This window comes from Streptomyces sp. NPDC014907 (genome assembly GCF_055562975.1).
On the sequence record NZ_JBVHEG010000001.1, the window covers coordinates 766,670 to 789,841 of the forward strand.

Annotated in this window: 25 protein-coding genes; 16 read left to right on the forward strand and 9 right to left on the reverse strand. The window is 74.1% G+C overall.

All coding sequences use genetic code 11. The features are described from left to right. The first annotated feature begins 5 nt into the window (after positions 1 to 5). Positions 6 to 218 (forward strand): acyl-CoA carboxylase epsilon subunit, encoded by a 213-nt coding sequence (locus ACZ3IL_RS03380; protein ID WP_467386075.1) that lies wholly within the window; start codon positions 6 to 8, stop codon positions 216 to 218. A gap of 84 nt (positions 219 to 302) precedes the next feature. On the opposite strand, the gene ACZ3IL_RS03385 is transcribed toward ACZ3IL_RS03380, so the two are convergent. Beyond that, positions 303 to 581, reverse strand: a complete 279-nt coding sequence (locus ACZ3IL_RS03385; protein ID WP_467386077.1) for a hypothetical protein — start codon at positions 579 to 581, stop codon at positions 303 to 305. Here ACZ3IL_RS03385 and ACZ3IL_RS03390 point away from each other — a divergent pair. The 3 genes from ACZ3IL_RS03390 to ACZ3IL_RS03400 all read left to right on the forward strand — a co-directional run bounded on the left by ACZ3IL_RS03390 (position 580) and on the right by ACZ3IL_RS03400 (position 2,005). Continuing rightward, positions 580 to 972, forward strand: coding sequence for a TetR/AcrR family transcriptional regulator C-terminal ligand-binding domain-containing protein (locus ACZ3IL_RS03390; RefSeq protein WP_467386079.1), 393 nt, complete (start codon positions 580 to 582; stop codon positions 970 to 972). The two genes, ACZ3IL_RS03385 and ACZ3IL_RS03390, sit on opposite strands and share 2 nt — an antisense overlap. Positions 973 to 1,174: 202 nt before the next feature. Beyond that, complete coding sequence (gene mmpB / locus ACZ3IL_RS03395) at positions 1,175 to 1,303, forward strand: morphogenic membrane protein MmpB (RefSeq protein WP_467386081.1); 129 nt, start codon at positions 1,175 to 1,177, stop codon at positions 1,301 to 1,303. 96 nt (positions 1,304 to 1,399) lie between these two features. Continuing rightward, entirely contained in the window at positions 1,400 to 2,005 is a 606-nt protein-coding gene (locus ACZ3IL_RS03400; protein ID WP_467386083.1) for a nucleoside triphosphate pyrophosphatase, read from the forward strand. 141 nt (positions 2,006 to 2,146) lie between these two features. On the opposite strand, the gene ACZ3IL_RS03405 is transcribed toward ACZ3IL_RS03400, so the two are convergent. Continuing rightward, positions 2,147 to 2,644, reverse strand: coding sequence for a hypothetical protein (locus ACZ3IL_RS03405; protein WP_467386085.1), 498 nt, complete (start codon positions 2,642 to 2,644; stop codon positions 2,147 to 2,149). 372 nt (positions 2,645 to 3,016) lie between these two features. Here ACZ3IL_RS03405 and ACZ3IL_RS03410 point away from each other — a divergent pair, with 372 nt between their 5' ends. Together ACZ3IL_RS03410 and ACZ3IL_RS03415 are read left to right on the forward strand one after the other, a co-directional pair. Then, on the forward strand, positions 3,017 to 4,771 hold the full coding sequence (locus ACZ3IL_RS03410; RefSeq protein WP_467386087.1) for an acetyl/propionyl/methylcrotonyl-CoA carboxylase subunit alpha: 1,755 nt from the start codon (positions 3,017 to 3,019) through the stop codon (positions 4,769 to 4,771). 76 nt (positions 4,772 to 4,847) lie between these two features. Further along, positions 4,848 to 5,393: a TetR/AcrR family transcriptional regulator gene (locus ACZ3IL_RS03415; protein ID WP_467386089.1), complete on the forward strand. Its 546-nt coding sequence runs from the start codon at positions 4,848 to 4,850 to the stop codon at positions 5,391 to 5,393. Positions 5,394 to 5,448: 55 nt separating this feature from the next. Here ACZ3IL_RS03415 and ACZ3IL_RS03420 read toward each other — a convergent pair whose 3' ends face one another. Then, positions 5,449 to 6,378 carry a DeoR/GlpR family DNA-binding transcription regulator gene (locus ACZ3IL_RS03420; protein ID WP_467386795.1) on the reverse strand — a complete coding sequence of 310 codons (930 nt, stop codon included), beginning with the start codon at positions 6,376 to 6,378 and terminating at the stop codon, positions 5,449 to 5,451. A 223-nt stretch (positions 6,379 to 6,601) separates the two neighbouring features. Continuing rightward, positions 6,602 to 8,041 (reverse strand): NAD(P)H-quinone dehydrogenase, encoded by a 1,440-nt coding sequence (locus ACZ3IL_RS03425; RefSeq protein ID WP_467386091.1) that lies wholly within the window; start codon positions 8,039 to 8,041, stop codon positions 6,602 to 6,604. 197 nt (positions 8,042 to 8,238) lie between these two features. Between ACZ3IL_RS03425 and ACZ3IL_RS03430 the strand changes: the two genes are divergently transcribed. The 3 genes from ACZ3IL_RS03430 to ACZ3IL_RS03440 all read left to right on the forward strand — a co-directional run bounded on the left by ACZ3IL_RS03430 (position 8,239) and on the right by ACZ3IL_RS03440 (position 11,494). After that, the gene (locus tag ACZ3IL_RS03430) at positions 8,239 to 8,676 is read left to right on the forward strand and encodes a gamma-glutamylcyclotransferase family protein (protein ID WP_467386093.1); all 438 of its coding nucleotides are present in this window, start codon (positions 8,239 to 8,241) and stop codon (positions 8,674 to 8,676) included. Between the two features lie 260 nt (positions 8,677 to 8,936). Next, positions 8,937 to 9,740, forward strand: coding sequence for a purine-nucleoside phosphorylase (locus tag ACZ3IL_RS03435; protein ID WP_467386095.1), 804 nt, complete (start codon positions 8,937 to 8,939; stop codon positions 9,738 to 9,740). A gap of 92 nt (positions 9,741 to 9,832) precedes the next feature. Next, positions 9,833 to 11,494: a phospho-sugar mutase gene (locus ACZ3IL_RS03440; RefSeq protein WP_467386097.1), complete on the forward strand. Its 1,662-nt coding sequence runs from the start codon at positions 9,833 to 9,835 to the stop codon at positions 11,492 to 11,494. Between the two features lie 95 nt (positions 11,495 to 11,589). On the opposite strand, the gene ACZ3IL_RS03445 is transcribed toward ACZ3IL_RS03440, so the two are convergent. From ACZ3IL_RS03445 to ACZ3IL_RS03455, 3 genes are all read right to left on the reverse strand, one after another. After that, the gene (locus ACZ3IL_RS03445; protein WP_467386099.1) at positions 11,590 to 12,261 is read right to left on the reverse strand and encodes a PH domain-containing protein; all 672 of its coding nucleotides are present in this window, start codon (positions 12,259 to 12,261) and stop codon (positions 11,590 to 11,592) included. Positions 12,262 to 12,295: 34 nt separating this feature from the next. Next, the gene (locus tag ACZ3IL_RS03450; RefSeq protein WP_467386101.1) at positions 12,296 to 12,931 is read right to left on the reverse strand and encodes a class F sortase; all 636 of its coding nucleotides are present in this window, start codon (positions 12,929 to 12,931) and stop codon (positions 12,296 to 12,298) included. 194 nt (positions 12,932 to 13,125) lie between these two features. Continuing rightward, on the reverse strand, positions 13,126 to 14,388 hold the full coding sequence (locus tag ACZ3IL_RS03455; protein WP_467386103.1) for a hypothetical protein: 1,263 nt from the start codon (positions 14,386 to 14,388) through the stop codon (positions 13,126 to 13,128). 262 nt (positions 14,389 to 14,650) lie between these two features. Here ACZ3IL_RS03455 and deoC point away from each other — a divergent pair, with 262 nt between their 5' ends. Genes deoC through ACZ3IL_RS03470 form a run of 3 tightly spaced genes read left to right on the forward strand, consistent with a single transcriptional unit; the run spans position 14,651 to position 17,941 of the window. After that, positions 14,651 to 15,610 (forward strand): deoxyribose-phosphate aldolase, encoded by a 960-nt coding sequence (gene deoC, locus ACZ3IL_RS03460; RefSeq protein WP_467386105.1) that lies wholly within the window; start codon positions 14,651 to 14,653, stop codon positions 15,608 to 15,610. Positions 15,611 to 15,615: 5 nt separating this feature from the next. Further along, entirely contained in the window at positions 15,616 to 17,052 is a 1,437-nt protein-coding gene (locus tag ACZ3IL_RS03465; protein ID WP_467386107.1) for an aldehyde dehydrogenase family protein, read from the forward strand. After that, positions 17,045 to 17,941: an aldehyde dehydrogenase family protein gene (locus ACZ3IL_RS03470; RefSeq protein WP_467386109.1), complete on the forward strand. Its 897-nt coding sequence runs from the start codon at positions 17,045 to 17,047 to the stop codon at positions 17,939 to 17,941. The genes ACZ3IL_RS03465 and ACZ3IL_RS03470 overlap by 8 nt, the downstream gene beginning before the upstream one ends. 61 nt (positions 17,942 to 18,002) lie before the next feature. Here ACZ3IL_RS03470 and ACZ3IL_RS03475 read toward each other — a convergent pair whose 3' ends face one another. After that, a complete protein-coding gene (locus tag ACZ3IL_RS03475; protein WP_467386111.1) occupies positions 18,003 to 18,401 on the reverse strand; it encodes a hypothetical protein in 399 nt (132 codons plus the stop codon). Between the two features lie 117 nt (positions 18,402 to 18,518). On the opposite strand from ACZ3IL_RS03475, the gene ACZ3IL_RS03480 reads away from it, so the two are divergent. Continuing rightward, positions 18,519 to 19,151 carry a uridine kinase family protein gene (locus ACZ3IL_RS03480; protein WP_467386113.1) on the forward strand — a complete coding sequence of 211 codons (633 nt, stop codon included), beginning with the start codon at positions 18,519 to 18,521 and terminating at the stop codon, positions 19,149 to 19,151. Positions 19,152 to 19,306: 155 nt separating this feature from the next. Here ACZ3IL_RS03480 and ACZ3IL_RS03485 read toward each other — a convergent pair whose 3' ends face one another. Continuing rightward, complete coding sequence (locus tag ACZ3IL_RS03485) at positions 19,307 to 20,053, reverse strand: SigE family RNA polymerase sigma factor (protein ID WP_467386115.1); 747 nt, start codon at positions 20,051 to 20,053, stop codon at positions 19,307 to 19,309. Between the two features lie 171 nt (positions 20,054 to 20,224). On the opposite strand from ACZ3IL_RS03485, the gene afsQ1 reads away from it, so the two are divergent. The 3 genes from afsQ1 to ACZ3IL_RS03500 are packed head-to-tail and all read left to right on the forward strand — an operon-like array spanning position 20,225 to position 23,084. After that, entirely contained in the window at positions 20,225 to 20,902 is a 678-nt protein-coding gene (afsQ1, locus tag ACZ3IL_RS03490) for a two-component system response regulator AfsQ1 (protein WP_017239746.1), read from the forward strand. Continuing rightward, positions 20,899 to 22,428: an ATP-binding protein gene (locus ACZ3IL_RS03495; RefSeq protein ID WP_467386117.1), complete on the forward strand. Its 1,530-nt coding sequence runs from the start codon at positions 20,899 to 20,901 to the stop codon at positions 22,426 to 22,428. The genes afsQ1 and ACZ3IL_RS03495 overlap by 4 nt, the downstream gene beginning before the upstream one ends. Next, positions 22,425 to 23,084 carry a hypothetical protein gene (locus ACZ3IL_RS03500; RefSeq protein ID WP_467386119.1) on the forward strand — a complete coding sequence of 220 codons (660 nt, stop codon included), beginning with the start codon at positions 22,425 to 22,427 and terminating at the stop codon, positions 23,082 to 23,084. Before ACZ3IL_RS03495 ends, ACZ3IL_RS03500 begins: the two co-directional genes overlap by 4 nt. Positions 23,085 to 23,172 lie beyond the last annotated feature (88 nt).

Sequence of the window (23,172 nt, forward strand, 5' to 3'; positions counted from 1 at the left end):
CCGACATGATCAAGGTCGTACGAGGAAACCCGACCCCGGAGGAGCTGGCCGCCGCGCTGGCGGTCGTCCGGGCGCGGGCCGCGGCCACGGCGGCGGCGTCCGCCGGGGACGGCGGCCCGGCGGTGCCGGAGGGGTGGTCGGACCCCTCCCGTCTCGCACGGGCCGTGCGGCACCGGCCGGGCCCGCGGGCCTGGGCGCGGTCGTACTGGCCCGTGTAGCCGTCGCGGTACGGGAAGGGCCGGGCCCCTTGTGCGGGAGGTCCGGCCTTTCGCGTGCCCGGCGCAGGTCACGCACGGCGCCGGTCACGCACGGCGCAGGAAGAGGCCGGAGAGGACGGCTCCGGCGGCGGCGATCACGGCGTTGACGAGGACCGCGCGGCCGAGACCGTACAGGGCGAGCGTGGCGGCGGCCTGGAGGAGCCCGCCGGCGACGAGGGCGGCGCGGGCGCCGGAGCGGCCGATGAAGCGGGAGGCGGCCGCTCCGGCGAGGACCGTGCCGGCGCCGAGGACGCCGAAGGAGACCACCGTCCACCGCCGCTGGGGCTCCCCCGCCGGCCTGGTCGCCGACCTCCTGCGCGACATGGCCGAGCAGTCGCTCCCCGCCTCCGACACCGGCAGCCTCGCGGACGGCCCGCGGGCCAACGCCGAACTCGTCCGGACCGCCCTCGCCGGCCCCCGGACGGGCGCCGCCTTCCGCGCGGTCATCGCCGCCGCGGCCCGCGACGAGGAGCGCGCCCGCGCGCTCGCCGGGTTCCACCGGACCCGGCTCGCCGCATGGGCCCCCGCCGTCGCCAGGGGCGCGGCGCGCGGCGGGGCCCCGGCGGGCACGGACCCGGTGGAACTGCTCCGTGCCGTCTCCGCGCCGCTCCACCACCGCTTCGCGGTCACCCGGGAGGAACTCGGCGCGGACGTCGCGGAACGGGCGGTGGCGGCGCTCGCGGCCGCGCGGGACGGGGCGTTCGCGGGGGCGTAGGACGGGGGGCGTTCGCGGGACGGGGAACGGGGGCCGCCCGCGAGGTCGTGGAACGGGGACGGCGCGGGGCGCGGGACGTTCGCGGGAGCGCGGGACGGGGACGCGGCAGGGCGCGCCCCTCCCCGAATAGTCCTTCGGTGCGGGGGCGCCTGAGTATCCGTACTCAGGCGCCCCCGCCCGTCCCGGCCGCAGGATCGAAGGCATGCTGTGGTCGGACCCGAAGAATCAGCCGCCGAAGTTCATGCGCGACATGCAGGCGATGATCCGCCGCGCGGGCGTGCTGCTGGCCCTGGCGATGGTGGTGGCGATGTTCGCCGTCGGCGTGCGCTGACCGCGCGGTTCCGGGAGCCCGTACTCCGCGGGGCGGGCCGCGCGCGCCCCGGCGGTCCGGTGGGTCCGGTTCCGCCGCACTGGCTACGCTGCCCCCATGACTGCTGATCCGCGCCGTGTCGTGCTCGCCTCCGCCTCCCCCGCCCGGCTCGGTCTGCTGCGGCAGGCCGGCATCGTTCCCGAGGTGATCGTGAGCGGCGTCGACGAGGACAAGGTCCACGCGCCGACCCCGGCCGCGCTCGCGCTCGCCCTCGCGGAGGCGAAGGCCGCCCATGTGGCCGCCCGCCCCGGGGTGTTCGGCGCGCTCGTCATCGGCTGCGACTCGGTCCTGGAGCTGGACGGGAAGGCGCTGGGCAAGCCGGCCGACGCCGAGGAGGCCACGGCCCGCTGGAAGGCGATGCGGGGCCGGGTCGGCGTCCTGCAGACGGGTCACTGCGTGTACGACACGGCCGCCAAGCGCTTCGAGTCCGCGACCGCCTCCACCGTGGTCCGGTTCGGCGAGCCGACGGACGAGGAGGTCGCGGCGTACGTGGCGAGCGGCGAACCGCTGCACGTGGCGGGCGCGTTCACCCTGGACGGGCGTTCGGCGCCGTTCATCGACGGCATCGACGGGGACCCGGGCAACGTGATCGGCCTGTCCCTGCCGCTGCTGCGCCGGCTCCTCGCGAAGCTGGACGTGCGGATCACGGACCTCTGGGCCTGAGCGTCCGACCGGGCGGCCGGCCCGGCCGATCCGCCCCCTCCGGCCGCCCGGTCCGGTCCCGCCCGGGGCCGAGGCGGGCTCCGGGCTCCGGGCTCCGGGCTCCGGGCTCCGGCCGGACCCCCTAGGCGGATGCCGGACCCCCTAGGCGGGCGCCGGGGCCTCTCCCGCGAGGGGCTTCCCGGCGGGGCCGGGGTCCTCCGAGGGCTCCCCGGCCGGCTCTCCGGCGCCCTTCCCGGCCTTCCGCCCGGCGTCCTTCCCGTAGGCCACCAGGGTGAGGACGATCAGGCCGAACACGGTCATCAGGAAGGCGAAGGCCTGCCAGCCGAGGAGACCGACGGCGACCGCGCCGAGGACCCCGTGCACGACCGCGCAGCCGACGAGGAGGGCCCGGCCGAACCGTCCCGGACGGCGGTCGCGGACGCCCGCGACGAGGGCGACCAGGCCGCAGAGGAGGAGGGCCGCGCCGGAGACGAAGCCGAGCACCCGGGTCCCGGTCGCCATGACTCCGGGGTCCATGCCGTCGAGCGACATCGACTGGGCCTCCAGGAAGTGCGCCATCACGGCGTTGACCGCGACGATGCCGGGGGCCTCCAGGAGGAGCACCACCGCCGTCACGAGAGCCGTCGCCCTGCGTGCCATCCCGCCACCCCCTGAATCCGCCCGTTACCGGCAGTACGTTCGACAGCGGGCAGGCTACTGGCCGGTAAACCTCTGGACAAGGGAGTGCGCACGGCGGACGACGCCTGAGGACCGGGCAAAGAATTGACGGAGCGTTCGTAGGGTCCCGACAAAGAAACCCGAACGGCGACTGGCCGCACGAACAGAGACCTGCGCCACACCCCGGAGCTACTGTGCCGTAAAGGAACCCTGCGTACCGTGGTGCGACAAGGGAATTCACGATCCGAGCAGGCCCTGGGTCACCCTCCGTGTGGGAAAGCTCACCACTGGGGACGGGTCGAAAGGCCGTGTCGGCAGTCCCTAAACTCAGCTTGTTTCAAGGAGGGAGCCATCGTGCGCAAGGTGCTCATCGCCAACCGTGGCGAAATCGCTGTCCGTGTGGCCCGGGCGTGCCGGGACGCGGGTATCGGCAGCGTGGCCGTGTACGCCGAGCCGGACCGGGACGCCCTGCACGTCCGGGCGGCCGACGAGGCGTTCGCCCTGGGCGGTGACACTCCGGCCACCAGTTACCTGGACATCGCCAAGGTCCTCCAGGCGGCGGCGGACTCCGGCGCGGACGCGGTCCATCCGGGCTACGGCTTCCTCTCGGAGAACGCCGAGTTCGCGCAGGCGGTCCTGGACGCGGGCCTGATCTGGATCGGCCCGCCGCCGCAGGCGATCCGCGACCTGGGCGACAAGGTGGCGGCCCGTCACATCGCGCAGCGCGCCGGAGCCCCGCTGGTCGCCGGCACGCCGGACCCGGTGTCGGGCGCCGACGAGGTCGTGGCCTTCGCGAAGGAGCACGGCCTGCCGATCGCGATCAAGGCCGCCTTCGGCGGTGGCGGGCGCGGCCTGAAGGTCGCCCGCACCCTCGAAGAGGTGCCGGAGCTGTACGACTCCGCCGTCCGCGAGGCCGTCGCGGCCTTCGGCCGGGGCGAGTGCTTCGTCGAGCGCTACCTGGACAAGCCGCGCCACGTGGAGACCCAGTGCCTGGCCGACAAGCACGGCAACGTGGTCGTGGTCTCCACCCGTGACTGCTCGCTCCAGCGCCGCCACCAGAAGCTGGTCGAGGAGGCCCCCGCGCCGTTCCTGACGGACGAGCAGAACGCGCAGCTGTACTCCGCGTCGAAGGCCATCCTGAAGGAGGCCGGCTACGTCGGCGCCGGCACGGTCGAGTTCCTCGTCGGCATGGACGGCACGATCTCCTTCCTGGAGGTCAACACCCGCCTCCAGGTCGAGCACCCGGTGACCGAGGAGGTCACCGGCCTCGACCTGGTGCGCGAGATGTTCCGGATCGCGGACGGCGAGGAGCTGGGCTACGGCGACCCGGCCGTGCGCGGTCACTCCTTCGAGTTCCGCATCAACGGCGAGGACCCGGGCCGCAACTTCCTGCCGGCCCCCGGCACCGTCACCCTCTTCCAGCCGCCGTCCGGCCCGGGCGTCCGCCTGGACGCGGGCGTGGAGTCCGGCTCGGTCATCGGCCCGGCCTGGGACTCGCTCCTGGCGAAGCTGGTCGTCACCGGCGCGACCCGCGAGCAGGCCCTCCAGCGCGCCGCGCGCGCCCTGGCGGAGTTCAAGGTCGAGGGCATGGCCACCGCCATCCCCTTCCACCGGGCCGTCGTGGTCGACCCCGACTTCACCGCCGACCCGTTCCGGGTGCACACGCGGTGGATCGAGACCGAGTTCGTCAACGAGATCCCGCCCTTCGCCCCGGCCGGCGGCGAGGCCGAGGAGGACGAGACGGGCCGCGAGACGATCGTGGTCGAGGTCGGCGGCAAGCGCCTGGAGGTCTCCCTGCCGTCCTCGCTGGGCATGTCCCTGGCCCGTACGGGGCTGGCGGCGGGCGCCCGGCCGAAGCGCCGGGCGGCGAAGAAGTCCGGTCCGGCCGCCTCGGGCGACACCCTCGCCTCCCCGATGCAGGGCACGATCGTGAAGGTCGCGGTCGAGGAGGGCCAGGAGGTCAAGGAGGGCGACCTGATCGTCGTCCTGGAGGCCATGAAGATGGAGCAGCCCCTCAACGCCCACCGTTCCGGCACCGTCAAGAGCCTGAACGCCGAGGTCGGCGCCTCCGTCACCTCCGGCGCCACCATCTGCGACATCAAGGACTGACCGTCGCACCCAGTACGGTACGGAGGGCCCGCGGACAGCCGTTCGCGGGCCCTTCGCCGAGGGGGCCCTTCTTCTCATGCGTGCCGACGCGCGCCGCAACCACGAGCGGCTGCTCACCGAAGCCCGTGCCGCCTTCGCCGCCCAGGGGTCCGGCGCTCCCCTGGAGGAGATCGCGCGCCGCGCGGGCGTGGGCATCGGCACCCTCTACCGCCACTTCCCCACCCGGGCCGAGCTGCTGTACGCGGTCTTCCAGGAGGCCCTGGGCGAACTCCTGGAGCTCTCCGAGGAGTTGTCCGGCTCCGATGCGCCCTGCCGGGCGCTCGTGGAGTGGCTGAGGGCCCTGATCGCCCACGCGGGCGAGTACCGGGGTCTCGCGCACGCGCTGATGTCCGCCTCGTACGACCGGAGTTCGGCCCTCTCGCGGTGCAGCGACCCGTTGCGCGCGGCGGGCGACCGGCTGCTGGCGCGGGCCCGGGAGGCGGGCCAGGTGCGCGCGGACGTGTCGGTGGGCGACCTGATGCAGCTGACCAACGCGATCGCGCTGGCGGCGGAGCAGAGCCCCGAGGACCCGGAGCTGGCGGACCGCCTGCTCGCGCTGACGCTGCGGGGGATCAAGGACTGAGGAACGTGGGGCCGGTGCGCGCGGGACCCCCGGGGGAGGGTCCGCGGGCGGCTCCTCAGCGGCGGCGCAGGTCCGCGACCCGGGCCGTGCGCTCCAGCGTCTCCGCCGCCACCGGCCCGCCCGGTCCCCGGAACTGGCCCGGCGCCATCCGGCCGCGCTGGACCGGGAGCGGCAGGTCACGGCGGGGCCGGGCGCCCGGGGGGACCTGGTGGTCACCGCCCGCGGGGCCGCTTCCGGCGCCCGTGCCCGCGACCGCGATCTGGACGCCCTGGTCGGCGAGGGCCTGGAGCTCGGTGGCGGCCCGGTCGTCGTGGGCGGGCGGCTCGTCGGTGACCAGGCGGGTGATCACGTCCGTGGGCACCGTCTGGAACATGGTGTCGGAGCCCAGCTTGGTGTGGTCCGCGAGGACCACGACCTCCGCCGCCGCCTGCACCAGGGCCCGGTCCACGCTCGCGGAGAGCATGTTGGAGGTGGACAGGCCCCGTTCGGCGGTCAGGCCGCTGCCGGAGAGGAAGGCGCGGGAGACCCTCAGTCCCTGGAGGGACTGCTCGGCCCCGCTGCCCACGAGGGCGTAGTTGGAGCCGCGCAGGGTGCCGCCGGTCATGACGACCTCCACCCGGTTGGCGTGGGCGAGGGCCTGGGCGACGAGCAGGGAGTTGGTCACCACGGTCAGCCCGGGCACGCGGGCGAGCCGGCGGGCCAGCTCCTGCGTGGTCGTCCCGGCGCCGACGACGATGGCCTCGCCCTCTTCGACGAGGCTCGCCGCGAGGTCGGCGATGGCCGTCTTCTCCGCGGTGGCGAGATGGGATTTCTGCGGGAAGCCGGATTCTCGCGTGAATCCGCCCGGCAACACCGCACCGCCGTGGCGGCGGTCGAGGAGTCCTTCTGCCTCGAGGGCCCGTACGTCTCTCCGTACGGTCACCTCGGAGGTCTGGACGACGCGGGCGAGCTCACGGAGCGACACGGCCCCGTTGGCGCGCACCATTTCGAGGATCAACTGACGACGTTCTGCAGCGAACACGAAACTGACAGTAACGTGGCCGCGCGCGGGTTTTCAGCAGTATGCGCCGAATTGCAGAAGATGCGCACGGGCGGGGCCTCCCAGTGGTATGGGGGCCCCGCCCGTCGTCGTTCCGTGCCCCGGCTTGCCGGGGGTTGTCCGGATCGGTGAACCGTTTCCCCAGGCGGGAGCCGGACCGGGCCGGGCGTTACGCGTCGCCCGCCGACTTCCGGGTCTGCAACTGTCGTGCCACTTCCGCGATCGAACCCGACAGGGAGGGGTACACGGTGAAGGCGTTCGCGATCTGTTCGACCGTCAGGTTGTTGTCGACCGCGATCGAGATCGGGTGGATCAGCTCGCTCGCCTTCGGGGCGACGACGCAGCCGCCGACGACGATCCCGGTGCCCGGACGGCAGAAGATCTTGACGAAGCCGTCCCGGATGCCCTGCATCTTGGCGCGCGGGTTGCGCAGCAGCGGCAGCTTGACGACCTTGGCGTCGATCCTGCCCGCGTCCACGTCGGCCTGGGTGTAGCCGACGGTGGCGATCTCGGGGTCGGTGAAGACGTTGGAGGAGACCGTCTTCAGGTCGAGCGGGGTCACCGCGTCGCCGAGGAAGTGGTACATCGCGATCCGGCCCTGCATGGCGGCGACCGAGGCGAGCGCGAAGACGCCCGTGACGTCGCCGGCCGCGTAGACGCCGGGGGCGGAGGTGCGGGAGACCCGGTCGGTCCAGATGTGCCCGGAGTCCTTCAGGCGGACGCCCGCCTCCTCCAGGCCCATGCCGGCCGAGTTCGGGATCGCGCCGACGGCCATCAGGCAGTGGGTGCCGGTGATGACCCGGCCGTCCGCGAGGGTCACCTCGACCCGGTCGCCGACCCGTTTGGCGGACTCGGCGCGGGAGCGGGCCATGACGTTCATGCCCCGGCGGCGGAAGACGTCCTCCAGGACGGCCGCCGCGTCCGGGTCCTCGCCCGGGAGCACCCGGTCGCGGGAGGAGACCAGGGTGACCCGGGAGCCGAGCGCCTGGTAGGCGCCGGCGAACTCGGCGCCGGTGACGCCGGAACCGACCACGATCAGCTCCTCGGGGAGCTCCTTGAGGTCGTAGACCTGGGTCCAGTTCAGGATGCGCTCGCCGTCCGGCTGGGCGTCGGGCAGCTCGCGCGGGTGGCCGCCGGTCGCGATCAGCACGGCGTCGGCGGTCAGCGTCTCCTCGGTGCCGTCGGCGGCGGTCACGACCACCTGGCGGGAGCCGTCCACGGCCTGCCGGCCGGAGAGCCGTCCCCGGCCGCGCAGCACGCGGGCGCCGGCCCGGGTGACGGAGGCGGTGATGTCGTGCGACTGGGCGAGCGCGAGGCGCTTCACCCGCCGGTTGACCTTGCCGAGGTCGACGCCCACGACCCGGGCGGGCCGGTCGATGTGCGGGGTGTCGTCCGCGACGATGATGCCCAGCTCCTCGTACGAGGAGTCGAAGGTGGTCATCACCTCGGCCGTGGCGATGAGGGTCTTGGAGGGGACGCAGTCGGTCAGGACGGACGCGCCGCCGAGGCCGTCGGCGTCGACGACGGTCACCTCCGCGCCGAGTTGGGCGCCCACCAGGGCCGCCTCGTATCCGCCGGGTCCGCCGCCGATGATCACGATCCGGGTCACTGGGATCTACGCCTCGCGCTCTCGTTCTGCCGGGGGGTCCCCCCGCTGGGATGCAGTGCGTACGCCATTGTCCCGCACGCCTCGGGTGCGTACCCCATTGTCCCGCACGTCCGGCGCGGTCTCGCGCCGGGGCCTCCGGACGGGCGGGACGGCCGGGAGACCGGCGGGCGCCCCGCCCCTCCCGTACCCTCGGTCCCATGTCGCTCTACGCCGCTTTCGCCGGCAACCTCGACGCACGGCTGATGAGCCGGCGCGCACCGCACTCCCCGCTGCGCGGCACCGGCTGGCTGAACGGCTGGCGGCTCACCTTCGGCGGCGAGCAGATGGGCTGGGAGGGCGCGCTGGCCACCATCGTGGAGGACCCCGGCTCCCAGGTCTTCGTGGCGCTGTACGACATCGCCCCGATGGACGAGGAGTCCATGGACCGCTGGGAGGGCGTGGGGCTCGGCGTCTACCGGCGCGTGCGGGTGCGGGCGCACACCCTGGACGGCGAGGAGGCCGCCTGGGCGTACGTGCTCGACGGGTACGAGGGCGGCCTGCCGTCCGCCCGTTACCTGGGCGAGGTCGCGGACGCGGCCGAGTCGGCGGGCGCGCCGCACGACTACGTGATGGAGTTGCGCAAGCGTCCGTGCTAAGCGGCGGGCGGCGCCCGGCCGTGCCGGGAACCGGCCCTCCGGCGGCCCGTTTCCGCGGGGGCGCGCTCCGGGGGTCCGCCGGCGCGGGACCGTCCCCGCGCGGCCCCGGGGGAACCGCTCTCGTGGGAAACGACAAGACAACGATCGCATGTCCGTCAGCGCCGTCATCTACGCGCGTAGGGATTATCCGGTTACGCTGCTGCGCGTATCAAATCCGTCCGGGGCCCGCCTCCGGACCCCTCCCCGAGGCGAGAGACCCAGTGAACGCAACTGCCACCCCGTACGAGGCCGCCGAGGCCGCCGCCGCACGTCTCCGCGAGCTGACCGGAGTCGAGAAGCACGACGTCGCCCTGGTCATGGGTTCGGGCTGGGCGCCCGCCGTCGACGCCCTCGGCTCCCCCGAGGCCGAGTTCCCGGTGACCGAGCTCCCCGGCTTCCCGCCGCCGGTCGTCGAGGGCCACGGCGGCACGATCCGCTCGTACCGGATCGGCGAGAAGCGCGCCCTCGTCTTCCTCGGCCGCACCCACTTCTACGAGGGCCGGGGCGTCGCCTCCGTGGCCCACGGCGTCCGCACCGCCGTCGCCGCGGGCTGCGGGACCGTCGTCCTGACCAACGGCTGCGGCGGCCTGCGCGACGGCATGCGCCCCGGCCAGCCGGTCCTGATCAGCGACCACATCAACCTGACGGCCGCCTCCCCGATCGTCGGCGCCAACTTCGTGGACCTCACCGACCTGTACTCGCCGCGGCTGCGCGCGCTGTGCAAGGAGATCGACGAGACCCTCGAAGAGGGCGTCTACGTGCAGTTCCCCGGCCCGCACTACGAGACCCCGGCCGAGATCAACATGGTCCGCGTCCTGGGCGGCGACCTCGTCGGCATGTCCACCGTCCTGGAGGCCATCGCGGCCCGCGAGGCCGGCGCCGAGGTGCTGGGCATCTCGCTCGTCACCAACCTGGCGGCGGGCCTCTCGGGCGAGCCGCTGAACCACGAGGAGGTCCTCCAGGCGGGGCGGGACTCGGCCGCGCGGATGGGCGAACTGCTGACCCGGGTCCTCGACCGGATCTGACGGCCGGCGTACCGCCGCGCGGAGCGGGGAAGGGCTCCGCGCGGCGGCGCGCTCCCCCGCCCGCACCCGCCCGCTCTCCCGAAAGGCACACCGTGACGCAGGACGACCTCCTCACCCGGGCCCAGGCCTGGCTCGACGAGGACCCCGACCAGGAGACCCGCGAGGAGCTCGCGCGACTCATCGAGGCCGCCGCGGCCGGCACGACGGACGAACTCGCCGCCCGGTTCGCCGGCACCCTCCAGTTCGGCACCGCCGGACTCCGGGGCGAGCTGGGCGCCGGACCCATGCGGATGAACCGCTCGGTGGTCGTCCGCGCCGCCGCCGGCCTCGCCGCGTACCTGAAGGCCGGGGGCCGGGAGGGCGGACTCGTCGTCATCGGCTACGACGCGCGCCACAAGTCCGCCGACTTCGCCCGCGACACCGCCGCCGTGATGACCGGCGCCGGGCTGCGCGCCGCGCTGCTCCCCCGCCCGCTGCCGACGCCCGTCCTCGCGTACGCCATAAGGCACCTGGGCGCCGTCGCCGGCGTGGAGGTGACCGCCAGTCACAACCCGCCGCGCGACAACGGCTACAAGGTCTACCTGGGCGACGGCTCGCAGATCGTGCCGCCCGCCGACGCGGAGATCGCCGCCGAGATCGCCGCCGTCCGCTCGCTGCACGACGTGCCGCGCCCGGAGGACGGCTGGGAGGTCCTGGGCGACGAGGTGCTCGACGCCTACCTGGAGCGCACGGACGCCGTCCTGACCCCCGGATCGCCCCGCACCGCGCGGACCGTCTACACGGCCATGCACGGCGTCGGCAAGGACGTCCTGACGGCCGCCTTCGCGCGCGCCGGCTTCCCGCCGCCCGCGCTCGTCGCCGCGCAGGCCGACCCGGACCCGGACTTCCCGACGGTCGCCTTCCCCAACCCGGAGGAGCCGGGCGCCATGGACCTCGCCTTCGAGGCGGCCCGCGCCGTGGACCCCGACCTGGTGATCGCCAACGACCCGGACGCCGACCGCTGCGCGGTGGCCGTGCCGGACGCGGACGCCGAGGGCGGCTGGCGGATGCTCCGGGGCGACGAGGTGGGCGCGCTGCTCGCCGCGCACCTGGTGCGCCGGGGCGTCACGGGCGTCTTCGCCGAGTCGATCGTCTCGTCCTCGCTGCTGGAACGGATCGCGGCGGCGGCGGGCGTCGGGTACGAGGAGACCCTGACCGGCTTCAAGTGGATCGCCCGCGTCGAGGGCCTGCGGTACGGCTACGAGGAGGCGCTGGGCTACTGCGTCGACCCGGACGGCGTCCGCGACAAGGACGGCATCACGGCCGCGCTGCTCGTCACCGAGCTGGCCTCGGTCCTCAAGGAGGAGGGCCGGACCCTGACCGGCCTCCTGGACGACCTGGCCGTGGAGCACGGGCTGCACGCCACGGACCAGCTGTCGGTGCGGGTCGAGGACCTGGGGATCATCGCGCGGGCGATGGCCGCGCTGCGCGAGCGGCCGCCGGTCTCCCTGGCCGGCCTGACGGTCGTCTCGGCGGAGGACCTGACGAAGGGCACGGAGACGCTGCCGCCCACGGACGGGCTGCGCTACCACCTGGAGGGCGACCACCGGGCCCGGGTGATCGTGCGCCCCAGCGGAACCGAGCCCAAGCTCAAGTGCTACCTGGAGGTCGTGGTGCCGGTCGCCGGCGCGGACGGGCTGCCGGCGGCACGGGCCGCGGCCGCGGAGCTGCTCGGCGCGCTCAAGCGGGACCTGGCGGCGGCCGCGGGGCTGTAGGGCGGCCGTACGGACGCCGGAGGGCCGGTACGGAGGGTTCACACCCCCGTGCCGGCCCTCTCCCGTACCGGTCCCCTCCCGTACCCGGGCGCGGTTCAGCCCGTCGCGGCCAGGACCACCAGGAGCAGCAGCCCGGCGACGGCGGGGACGACGATCCCGTACGCCCAGCGCACCCGCGGCTCGCCCTGCGCGTCCGGGCTCCCGGCGTGGCGCTCGGCGAGTTCGCGCAGATCGGCGACGGTCTGGTCGGTGGGCGCGGTGCGGGAGGCGCTCTGCCGGACGTCGGCATGGACGGAGGTGCGGCCGTGCGGGTCGTCCTGGGAGGCGCGGGCGGCCTGCCGGGAGGCCCTCTTCCGCTGGCGCAGCGAGACGGGGACGGCCCAGAGCTGGTACTTGGCGCCCTCCTGGGTGAAGACCTCGCTGGAGTAGCCGGCGCGGACGTCGGCGACGGAGGCCCAGGGCAGCGTGATCGTCCGGAACGGGTTGCGGACCCGGAGCCGCCGGTCGTTCGCGTACACGGCGGGCCGGATCGTGAAGGCGACGATCATCGACGCCGCCAGGACGAGTCCCGCGAGCGCGAGCCAGGGGGCCCGGCCCTCGCCGCGCAGCACCGCGTCCCCGGCGAAGACGACCGCGAGCACGAGCAGGAACACCCCGCTCGCGATTCCGAGGGGCGACCGGAAGACGCGGTCGGGGGACGGCTGCGCGGGGGTCGATCCGGGGCCCGGCTCGGGGCGGGGCTCGGGGGTCGGCTCGGGGGTCGTCATGCCGCCGATTGTGCCTCAGGGGACCGGCCGGGACTCAGGCGGCCCGCGTGGCCACGAGGTCGGCGTACAGAATGATGTTGTCGGGGCGGTGGCCGTCGGTCAGCTCGCCGCCGCAGGTGATCAGGCGCAGCTCGGGACGGGTGGTGTCGCCGTACACCTTGGCGGTCGGGAAGGCGTCCTTGTCGACCTGCTCCAGCTCCCGGACGCGGAAGACGGCGGTCCCGCCGTCGGCCCGGGTCACGGTGATCCCGTCGCCGGGCCGGACCCGGGAGACGTTCTTGAGGACGGCCGGTCCGCGCACGGTGTCGAAGTGCCCGATGAGGACGGCGGGGCCGGTCTCCCCGGGCGTGACCCCCTTGTCGTACCAGCCGATCCGGTCGGCGTCGGCGACCGACGGCACCTCCACGGTCCCGTCGGCGGCGAGTCCGAGCCGCAGGACGGGGCCGGTGTCGACCCCGGCGGCGGGCACCCGGACCCGGACGGGCAGCGACCGGCCCAGCGGCCGGACGGGGGCGGCGCTCGCCTCCGGCGCGGGCGCGGCGGTCGCGGTGATCCGGGCGGGCGGGGCGGCGGGCGCCGCCCCGGCCCCGGACGAGCAGCCGGTGAGCGCGGCCAGGGGGGCGAGGAGGAGAAGGACGGGAACGGTACGGGCGCGGGTGCGGCGGTCCACGGGGCGGCTCCGGGCGGGCGGGGGGGGTGGCGGGCGTACGGGATGCGGGGTGCGGGGTGCGTACGGGGTGCGGGATGCGGCCGGCGTACGGGGTGCGGCCGGCCGCCGCGCGGAACGCGGCGGCCGGCCGGGGGTGTGTTCCGCTCGGGTCGGGGAGGGAACCGGCCTCCCGGCCCGGGGGCCGGGAGGGGGACTCAGGCGCGGGCGGCGGACCGGCGGCGCAGGACGACGAAGCCCAGGCCGGCGGCGGCGAGCGAGGCCGCGCCCGCGCCGGTGGCCATCAGGGCGGTGGAGCCGTCCCCGGCCGCGAACTCGGCGCCGGCGGCGACACCGCCCTTGGGGACGACGGAGGTCTGGCCCGTCCGGGGGGCACCGGGGGCGCCGTTCGAGGAGTCGCCGTCCGGGGTGGCGGCCGGGGCCGTTTCGAGCGCGCAGCCCGCCGGCAGCTTCGGGAAGGAGTGCGTGGCGCCCTTGGCGCCGCCGCCCTCGACCTTGGTGTAGAGCGACGGCGTGGCGCTGTTCGGGGCGATGATCCGGCCGATGAAGCCGACGCTCGCCGGCAGCGAGGGGTGCGCCCGGTCGAGGAGGGCGAAGACCTTGTCCTCACCGGCGGCGCTGAACTCGGCCACGGGTCCGCGCGGCGACATGAACAGCTCGGCCCGGGTGCCGGCGCCGATGCTCACGGTCCTGCTGACCGTGCACGTGCCGTGGGGGACGGAGGCGCCGGGGGACGCCGTGTTCTTGACGGGCTTCGGGGCCGCCTGCTGCGCGGAACCGGGGACGTAGGCGGCGAATCCGCCGTCCTGCTCCAGGACGACGACGGCCCTGCCGTACGTCCAGACCGAGCGGCCGCCGGTCACGTACGTGAAGCCGCGGCCCTTGCCGTTCTCGATGAGCTGGAGGCCGAAGCGGCCGTTCTTCCGGGCGAGTTCGAGGACGGTTCCGTCGGCGAGCCGGTAGAGGCCGGGGGCGGCGCCGGGGAGGTAGTTGCGGTCCCAGTTGTAGGTGGTGCCGTCCGGGTTGAGGACGAAGAACTCGCCGTTGTCGTTGCCGGCGACGGAGCGGGTGACCGCCTCCAGGACGCCGACCGGGTTGCCCCGGTAGAAGAGCTCGGCGCGGTGGTTCAGCTCCCTGACCTTGTAGATCTTGGCGACGGTGCCGTTGAGGAGGGTCTGGGTGCGGACGAGGGTGCCCTTCGCGCCGGGCGTCCCGGTGGTGGCCTTCGGACCGGGCGTCCCGGTGGTGGCCTTCGGACCGGGCGTAGCGGCCGTGCTCTTCGCACCGGCCGTGGCGGTCGGCGCGGGCGTGGCGTCCGGAGCTGCCGTGGCGGTCGGCGCGGGCGTGACGGCGGCCGGGCCGGCGGCGGCGAAAGCGGCGCCGGCCGTGAGGGCCGGGGTGACGACCGCGACGCCCGCGACGAGCGCGGTGGCGACGGCGGTGCGAAGGGCGGTGCGCATAACGACTCCTGTGGTTCGGATGGGTGGTGGGTGGAGAGCCGCATGCCGCTTTTTCTCGGTCCGACTGTTTCCGGTGAGGTCTGGCTGGCTGCGAGAAAAAATCTAATGATCTTGTATTCGGGACTGGTCCGCTCCGTGTCACGGGTGTGTGACAGAGGTCACCCACTCCGCACCCGCCGCCGTTCCCCGTGTGACCTCGGGCTCTGTGGCCCGGCTCCCCTGTACAGGCCGCTACGCGCGTAGATATGCTCGACTGGTGACCATGCCCACCACTGCACCCGCAGCTCTCGCATTCGCCGACGTGACCACGTCCGACAGTGCGCTGCGCCGCTTCCTCCACGGGCTGCCCGGCGTCGACGCCGTCGGCCTGGAGGCGCGCGCCGCGTCCCTCGGCACCCGCTCGATCAAGACCACGGCCAAGGCCTACGCCATCGACCTGGCCATCTCCATGATCGACCTGACGACGCTCGAAGGCGCGGACACCCCGGGCAAGGTCCGGGCGCTCGCCGCCAAGGCCGTCCACCCCGACCCGACCGACCGCACCGCTCCGACGACCGCCGCCGTCTGCGTCTACCCCGACATGGTGGCCACCGCCAAGGCCGCCCTCGCGGGCTCGGACGTCAAGGTCGCCTCGGTCGCCACCGCCTTCCCGGCCGGCCGCGCCGCGCTCCCCGTGAAGCTCGCCGACACGGCCGACGCCATCGCCGCCGGGGCCGACGAGATCGACATGGTCATCGACCGCGGCGCCTTCCTCGCCGGCCGCTACCTGGAGGTCTTCGAGCAGATCGCCGCGATCAGGGCGGAGTGCGGCGACCGCGCCCGCCTCAAGGTGATCTTCGAGACCGGCGAGCTGTCCACGTACGACAACATCCGCCGCGCCTCCTGGCTCGGCATGATGGCCGGCGCGGACTTCATCAAGACCTCGACCGGCAAGGTCGCGGTCAACGCCACCCCGGCGAACACGCTCCTCATGCTGGAGGCCGTGCGCGACTTCCGCGCGCAGACCGGCGTGCAGGTGGGCGTGAAGCCGGCCGGCGGCATCCGCAACACCAAGGAAGCGATCAAGTTCCTGGTGCTGGTCAACGAGACCGTGGGCGAGGACTGGCTGGACAACCACTGGTTCCGCTTCGGCGCCTCCAGCCTGCTCAACGACCTGCTGATGCAGCGCCAGAAGCTGGCGACCGGCCGCTACTCCGGCCCCGATTACGTGACGGTGGACTGATCAACATGGCATCTGCATTCGAGTACGCGCCGGCGCCCGAGTCCCGGTCCGTCGTCGACATCGCGCCGAACTACGGCCTGTTCATCGACGGCGAGTTCGTCGACGCGGCCGACGGCAGGGTCTTCAAGACCGTCTCCCCCTCCACCGAGGAGGTCCTGTCCGAGGTGGCCCGCGCGGGCGCCGAGGACGTCGACCGCGCGGTGGGGGCCGCCCGCAAGGCCTTCGAGAAGTGGTCCGCGCTGCCCGGTTCCGAGCGCGCCAAGTACCTCTTCCGGATCGCCCGGATCATCCAGGAGCGCAGCCGCGAGCTGGCCGTCCTGGAGACCCTGGACAACGGCAAGCCGATCAGGGAGACCCGCGACGCGGACCTCCCCCTGGTCGCCGCGCACTTCTTCTACTACGCGGGCTGGGCCGACAAGCTCGACCACGCCGGCTACGGCGCGAACCCGCGCCCGCTGGGCGTGGCCGGCCAGGTCATCCCGTGGAACTTCCCGCTGCTCATGCTGGCGTGGAAGATCGCCCCGGCGCTCGCCACCGGCAACACGGTCGTCCTGAAGCCGGCCGAGACGACCCCGCTCTCCGCCCTGTTCTTCGCGGACGTCTGCCGCCAGGCCGGGCTGCCGAGGGGCGTCGTCAACATCCTCCCCGGCTACGGGGATGCCGGTGCCGCGCTCGTCGAGCACCCCGGCGTGAACAAGGTCGCCTTCACCGGCTCGACCGCCGTCGGCAAGGCCATCGCGCGTTCGGTCGCGGGCACGGACAAGAAGCTGACCCTGGAACTGGGCGGCAAGGGCGCCAACATCGTCTTCGACGACGCCCCGGTCGACCAGGCCGTCGAGGGCATCGTCAACGGCATCTTCTTCAACCAGGGCCAGGTCTGCTGCGCGGGCTCGCGCCTCCTGGTCCAGGAGTCGGTCCAGGACGAGGTGCTCGACGCGCTCAAGCGCCGCCTGTCCACGCTCCGCCTCGGCGACCCGCTGGACAAGAACACCGACATCGGCGCCATCAACTCCTCCGAGCAGCTGGCCCGCATCACGACCCTGGTCGAGCAGGGCGAGGCGGAGGGCGCCGAGCGCTGGACCGCCGCCTGCGACCTCCCGTCCGCCGGTTACTGGTTCGCCCCGACGCTCTTCACGAACGTCACCCAGGCGCACACCGTCGCCCGCGACGAGATCTTCGGCCCCGTCCTGTCGGTGCTGACCTTCCGCACGCCCGACGAGGCCGTGGCGAAGGCCAACAACAGCCAGTACGGCCTGTCGGCGGGCATCTGGACGGAGAAGGGCTCCCGCATCCTCGCGGTGGCGAACAAGCTCCGCGCCGGCGTCGTCTGGGCCAACACGTTCAACAAGTTCGACCCGGCCTCGCCCTTCGGCGGCTACAAGGAGTCGGGCTTCGGCCGCGAGGGCGGCCGTCACGGTCTGGAGGCCTACCTCGATGTCTGAGACGACCGCGCGACTGAGCGTCTTCAAGACCTACAAGCTGTACGTCGGGGGCAAGTTCCCCCGCTCCGAGAGCGGCCGGGTGTACGAGGTGACGGACTCGAAGGGCAAGTGGCTGGCGAACGCCCCGCTCTCCTCCCGCAAGGACGCCCGTGACGCGGTCGTCGCCGCCCGCAAGGCCTTCGGCGGCTGGGCGGGCGCGACCGCGTACAACCGCGGCCAGATCCTCTACCGCGTCGCCGAGATGCTGGAGGGCCGCAGGGGCCAGTTCACGCACGAGGTCGCGCACGCGGAGGGCCTGTCCAAGAACAAGGCGGCCGAGGTCGTCGAGGCCGCGATCGACCGCTGGGTCTGGTACGCGGGCTGGACGGACAAGATCGCCCAGGTCGTGGGCGGCGCCAACCCGGTCGCGGGCCCGTACTTCAACCTCTCCACCCCCGAGCCGACCGGTGTCGTCACGGTCCTGGCCCCGCAGGACTCGTCCTTCCTGGGCCTGGTCTCGGTGATCGCCCCGGTGATCGCGACGGGCAACACGGCCGTGGTGGTCGCGAGCGAGAAGCACCCGCTGCCCGCGCTCTCCCTGGGCGAGGTGCTCGCCACCTCCGACCTCCCGGGCGGCGTGGTCAACATCCTCTCCGGCAAGGCCTCCGAGATGGGCCCGCACCTGGCGGCCCACCAGGACGTCAACGCCATCGACCTGACGGGCGCGGCCGACGACGCCCTCGCCCGCGAGCTGGAGATCGCGGCGGCGGACAACCTGAAGCGCGTCCTGCGCCGCCGCGCCGAGGACTTCACGGAGTCCCCGGGCACGGACCGCATGACCGCCTTCCTGGAGACGAAGACCGTCTGGCACCCGACGGGCAGCCTGGGCGCCTCCGGCTCCTCGTACTAGCCGCCGCGCGCGAGAGGGCCCCCGGGGCGAACCCGGGGGCCCTCTCACGCGTGCGCCCGCGTCACGGGAGGAGCCCCTGCGACAGCGGGCCGACCACCGGCAGGTCCGCCACGGCCCCGCCCTTCGTGAGGTGGTCGGTGACGAGGTTCGTGCCGACCGGCCTGAAGTCGGCGACCTGGGTGCCGACTCCGTTGTCGAGCGGGTCGACGCCGGTGTTGGCCAGCGGGTCGAGCTGGAGCCGGGTCAGCGGGCCGGCGCCGTGGGCGACGCCGGAGAGCGCGCCCGCGCCGGCCGCGCCCGCGTCCGTCCTGGTCAGCGAGTCGACGGGCAGCGGCAGGGGCGCGGCGGCCTGGGCCCCTGCCCCCGCGCCGGCCAGCGCGGCACCCGCCGCCGTGACGGTGAGTCCGGCCTTGAGCAGGGCGCTGCGACGGGAGGTGCGGGGTGCTGCGTGACGCGCCATGACGTTCCTTCCACGGGGTGTTCGGGCGGCCACCGACAGTAGTGGAGGTGTGATGCCCGATACCAATGCCCGTCCCCGGGGTCCCCTGCACGGGGGAATGCCTCACACTGGTGTTCCGTGAGTTCCCAACCGATCCCGATCCGGGTCGTCCTGCTCGCGGGCCCCTCCGGCTCCGGCAAGTCGTCCCTCGCCGCCGCCTCCGGCCTCCCGGTCCTGCGCCTCGACGACTTCTACAAGGAGCACGACGACCCGTCGCTCCCGCTCGTCGACGGCGGTTCGGACATCGACTGGGACTCGCCCCGGTCCTGGGACGCGGACGCCGCGGTCTCCGCCGTCGTCGAGCTGTGCCGCACGGGGCGGACCGACGTCCCCGTGTACGACATCGCCACCAGCTCCCGGACGGGCCGGGAGGGGCTGGACATCGGGCGGACACCGCTGTTCGTGGCGGAGGGGATCTTCGCGGCCGAGATCGTGACCCGCTGCCGCGACCTCGGCGTCCTGGCCGACGCGATCTGTCTGCGCGGCCGCCCCTCGACCACGTTCCGCCGCCGTCTCGTGCGGGACCTCAGGGAGGGCCGCAAGTCGGTGCCGTTCCTGCTGCGCCGCGGCTGGCGCCTGATGCGGGCCGAGCGGACGATCGTGGCCCGCCAGACGGAGCTGGGCGCCCACCCCTGCGCGAAGCCGGAGGCCCTGGGCCGGCTGGCCGCCGCGGCGGCGGGCCGCCACCGCGCCCCGGCCGCCCGCCCGTAGCGCCGGACCCCGGACACGACGGAAACGGGTCGTACGAGCCCCCCCGGCCCGTACGACCCGTTCCCTTTCCCCGTATCCCCCGTACCCCCGTACGGTCCCCCGTGAGCCCGTTTCCCCCGTGGCCCCCGCGGGTCCTTCCCCCGTTTCCCCCGCCTTCAGGCCACCAGCTCGCCGAAGGACTCCTCCTCGTCACGGCCGAAGCTCAGCACCTCGTCCTCGCGCAGTCGCCGCAGCGAGCGCCAGATGCTCGACTTCACCGTGCCGACACTGATGTCCAGGATCTCCGAGATCTCCGGATCGGTTCGGCCCTCGTAGTACCGCAGCACCAGCATCGTGCGCTGGAGCTCCGGCAGCCGGGCCAGCGCCTGCCACAGGACCGCGCGCAGCTCCGTGCCCCGCATCGCGTCCGTCTCGCCGACCGTCTCCGGCAGCTCCTCGGTGGGGTACTCGTTGAGCTTGCGCCGGCGCCAGGCGCTGATGTGCAGATTGGTCATGGTGCGGCGGAGGTACCCGCCGACCGCGGCCTTGTCGCTGATCCGGTCCCAGGCGCGGTACGTGGAGAACAGCGCGCTCTGGAGCAGGTCCTCGGCCTCGAAGCGGTCACCGGTGAGGTGGTAGGCGGTGGCGTACAGGGAGGCCCGGCGCTCCTGGACGTAGGCCGTGAACTCGGCCTCCGAACAGCCGGGGCGCTCCCCCGTGGCCTCCCCGTACACCGCTCCCCCGTCAGCGACGGCCACCATGTACGGCGCCTTGCGCTGACGTCCGACGCCGCGGACGCACCCCCGTCCTCCCCCGAGCGGGGAGGTGCCTCCGGTCATCGCGCCGGACTTCTCCGTGCTCCGTACGACGTCGTGGAGACGCGTGACAACTGCGCTGGAAGCGGTGCTGTGCAGTGCGTTCATCTCGCGCCCCCCGTCGGCTGGAGTGTGTTTCGGTCCGTGTGCCAAGAAGCTTGCCGCCGGGACTTCATGGCGCTGTCCGCCGACTGTCACAGCCGTGTCACAGGCCCCCGCGGCGGGGGCGCGCCTCCGGCCGGTCGAACTCGGACGGCCGAATGAGACAGAATGCTGCCCGTGCCTTTTCTGTTGCTGATCGAGGACGACGACGCCATCCGCACGGCCCTCGAACTGTCCCTGTCCCGGCAGGGACACCGGGTGGCCACCGCCGCCACGGGCGAGGACGGCCTCCAGCTGCTGCGCGAGCAGCGGCCGGACCTGGTCGTGCTCGACGTCATGCTGCCCGGCATCGACGGTTTCGAGGTGTGCCGGCGCATCCGCCGGACCGACCAGCTGCCGATCATCCTGCTGACCGCGCGCAGCGACGACATCGACGTGGTCGTGGGCCTGGAGTCGGGGGCCGACGACTACGTGGTGAAGCCCGTGCAGGGCCGGGTCCTGGACGCCCGCATCCGGGCCGTGCTGCGGCGCGGCGAGCGGGAGTCGACGGACTCCGCGACGTACGGCTCGCTCGTCATCGACCGGTCCGCGATGACGGTCACCAAGAACGGCGAGGACCTCCAGCTCACCCCGACCGAGCTGCGGCTGCTCCTGGAGCTGAGCCGGCGGCCCGGACAGGCGCTGTCCCGGCAGCAGTTGCTGCGGCTCGTCTGGGAGCACGACTACCTGGGCGACTCGCGGCTCGTCGACGCCTGTGTGCAGCGGCTGCGCGCCAAGGTGGAGGACGTGCCGTCCTCGCCGACCCTGATCCGTACCGTGCGCGGTGTCGGCTACCGGCTGGACGTCCCTGCGTGAGCGGCAGGGGGGTGCTCGCACGGCTGCGGCTCTCCAGCCTGCGGCTGCGGCTCGTCGTCGTCTTCGCCCTCGTCGCCCTCACCGCGGCCGTCGCCGCCTCCGGGATCGCGTACTGGCTCAACCGCGAGGCGGTGCTCACCCGCACCCAGGACGGGGCGCTCAACGACTTCCGGCAGGAGATGCAGAACCGGGTGGCGGCCATGCCGCTGCGGCCCTCGCCGGACGAACTGCGGCGGGCCGCGGAGCAGATGGCGAGCGGCAGCGCCGGCTACCAGGTGCTGCTGCTCGGCGAGCGGGACGAGGGCAAGCCGATCGTGGGCGTCTCGGACCCGGACCACTTCACCCTGGCCGACGTGCCGCACACGCTGCGGGAGGCCGTGGACACCCGGCGGCCGGTGACGGACGCCAACCGGTACCCGTACCACCTGTTCTGGCAGCGCACCGAGCGGGACGGGACGCCGTACCTGGTCGGCGGGGCGCGGATCGACGGCGGCGGGCCCGCCGGCTACCTGTTCAAGTCGCTGGCGGCGGAGAAGGCCGACCTGAACTCGCTGGCCTGGTCGCTCGGGATCGCCACCGCGCTCGCGGTGGTCGGTTCGGTGCTCCTCGCGCAGGTCGCGGCGACGACCGTGCTGCGGCCGGTGCACCGGCTCGGCGTGGCCGCGCGGCAGCTCGGGGAGGGCAAGCTGGACACCCGGCTGGAGGTGTCGGGCACGGACGAACTGGCCGATCTGTCCCGCACCTTCAACAGCGCGGCCGAGTCCCTGCAGAAGAAGGTCGCGGACATGAGCGCGCGGGAGGAGTCCAGCCGGCGCTTCGTGGCCGACATGTCGCACGAGCTGCGCACCCCGCTGACCGCGCTGACGGCCGTCACGGAGGTCCTGGAGGACGAACAGGACTCCCTCGACCCGATGATCGCCCCGGCGGTGGCCCTCGTGGTGAGCGAGACCCGGCGCCTCAACGACCTGGTGGAGAACCTGATGGAGGTGACCCGCTTCGACGCGGGCACCGCCCGGCTCGTCCTGGACGACGTGGACATCGCGGACCAGATCACCGCGTGCATCGACGCGCGGGCGTGGCTGGACGCGGTGGACCTGGACGCGGAGCGCGGGATCGTGGTGCCGCTCGATCCGCGCCGGCTCGACGTGATCCTGGCGAACCTGATCGGGAACGCGCTGAAGCACGGCGGTTCGCCGGTGCGGGTCTCGGTGCGCACGGAGGACGAGGAGCTGGTCATCGCGGTGCGCGACCACGGGCCCGGCATCCCCGAGGAGGTGCTGCCGCACGTCTTCGACCGCTTCTACAAGGCGAGCGCGTCCCGGCCCCGGTCCGACGGCAGCGGGCTCGGCCTGTCGATCGCGCGGGAGAACGCGCTGATCCACGGCGGTTCGATCACGGCCTCGAACTCGGTCGGCGAGGACGGGGCCGTCGACGGCGCGGTGTTCGAGCTGCGGCTGCCGCTGGACGCCTCGGAGATCACGCGCGGGGTGCGGACCCGCAGCGACCAGGGCGAGGAGGAAGCGTGAGGCGCCGTGCCGTGGGTCGTGCGGCGGGTCGTGCGGCGGGCAGGGGTGCCCTGGCGGCCGTGTTCGCCGTGCTCGCCGCCGGCTGCGGGATCAGGACGACGTCGGTCCCGGTGGACGCGGGCCCGGCCCCGTCCCGGGTGCCGTGCAGCGCGGTCGCGGACGGCCCGGCGCGGGGCGTGCCGGTCCGGGTGTTCCTGGTCTGCGGCTCGCAGCTGGAGGCGGTGGAGCGACGGTCGTCGCTGCCCGAGGAGAAGACGGACGCCGACCCGGTGCGGACGGCCCGCGAACTGCTGGCGCAGTCGCTCGCGGAGCCCTCCGAGGACGAGCGGCGGGCCGGTTTCACGACCGCGGTGCGCGGCCCGCTGACGGTGGCCGGCGGGCGCCGGGGCGACCCGGCGGGCACGCTGCGGCTGAGCCGGCAGCCGGAGGACCTGGCGCCGACCGCGCTGGCGCAGCTGGTCTGCTCCTTCGGGGAGAGCGCGGCGGGCGCGGGCGGCCACACGGTCCTGCTCGGCGGCCCGGGCCCGTACGCCCCGAAGCGCTACCGCTGCACGACGGGGCTGCGCGAGCGCCCGCAGTCCGCCCCGCCGACGGCCCCGGTCCCGGCGGCCCCGGAGTCCGCCGCGGCGCCCGGGTCGGCGCCCCCGCGGGACTGACCCGGCGGCCGGGGCGGCGCCCCCCGCGGGACTGATCCGGTGGCCGGGTCTGCGCCCCCGCGCGGCTGATCCGGCGGCCGGGGCGGCG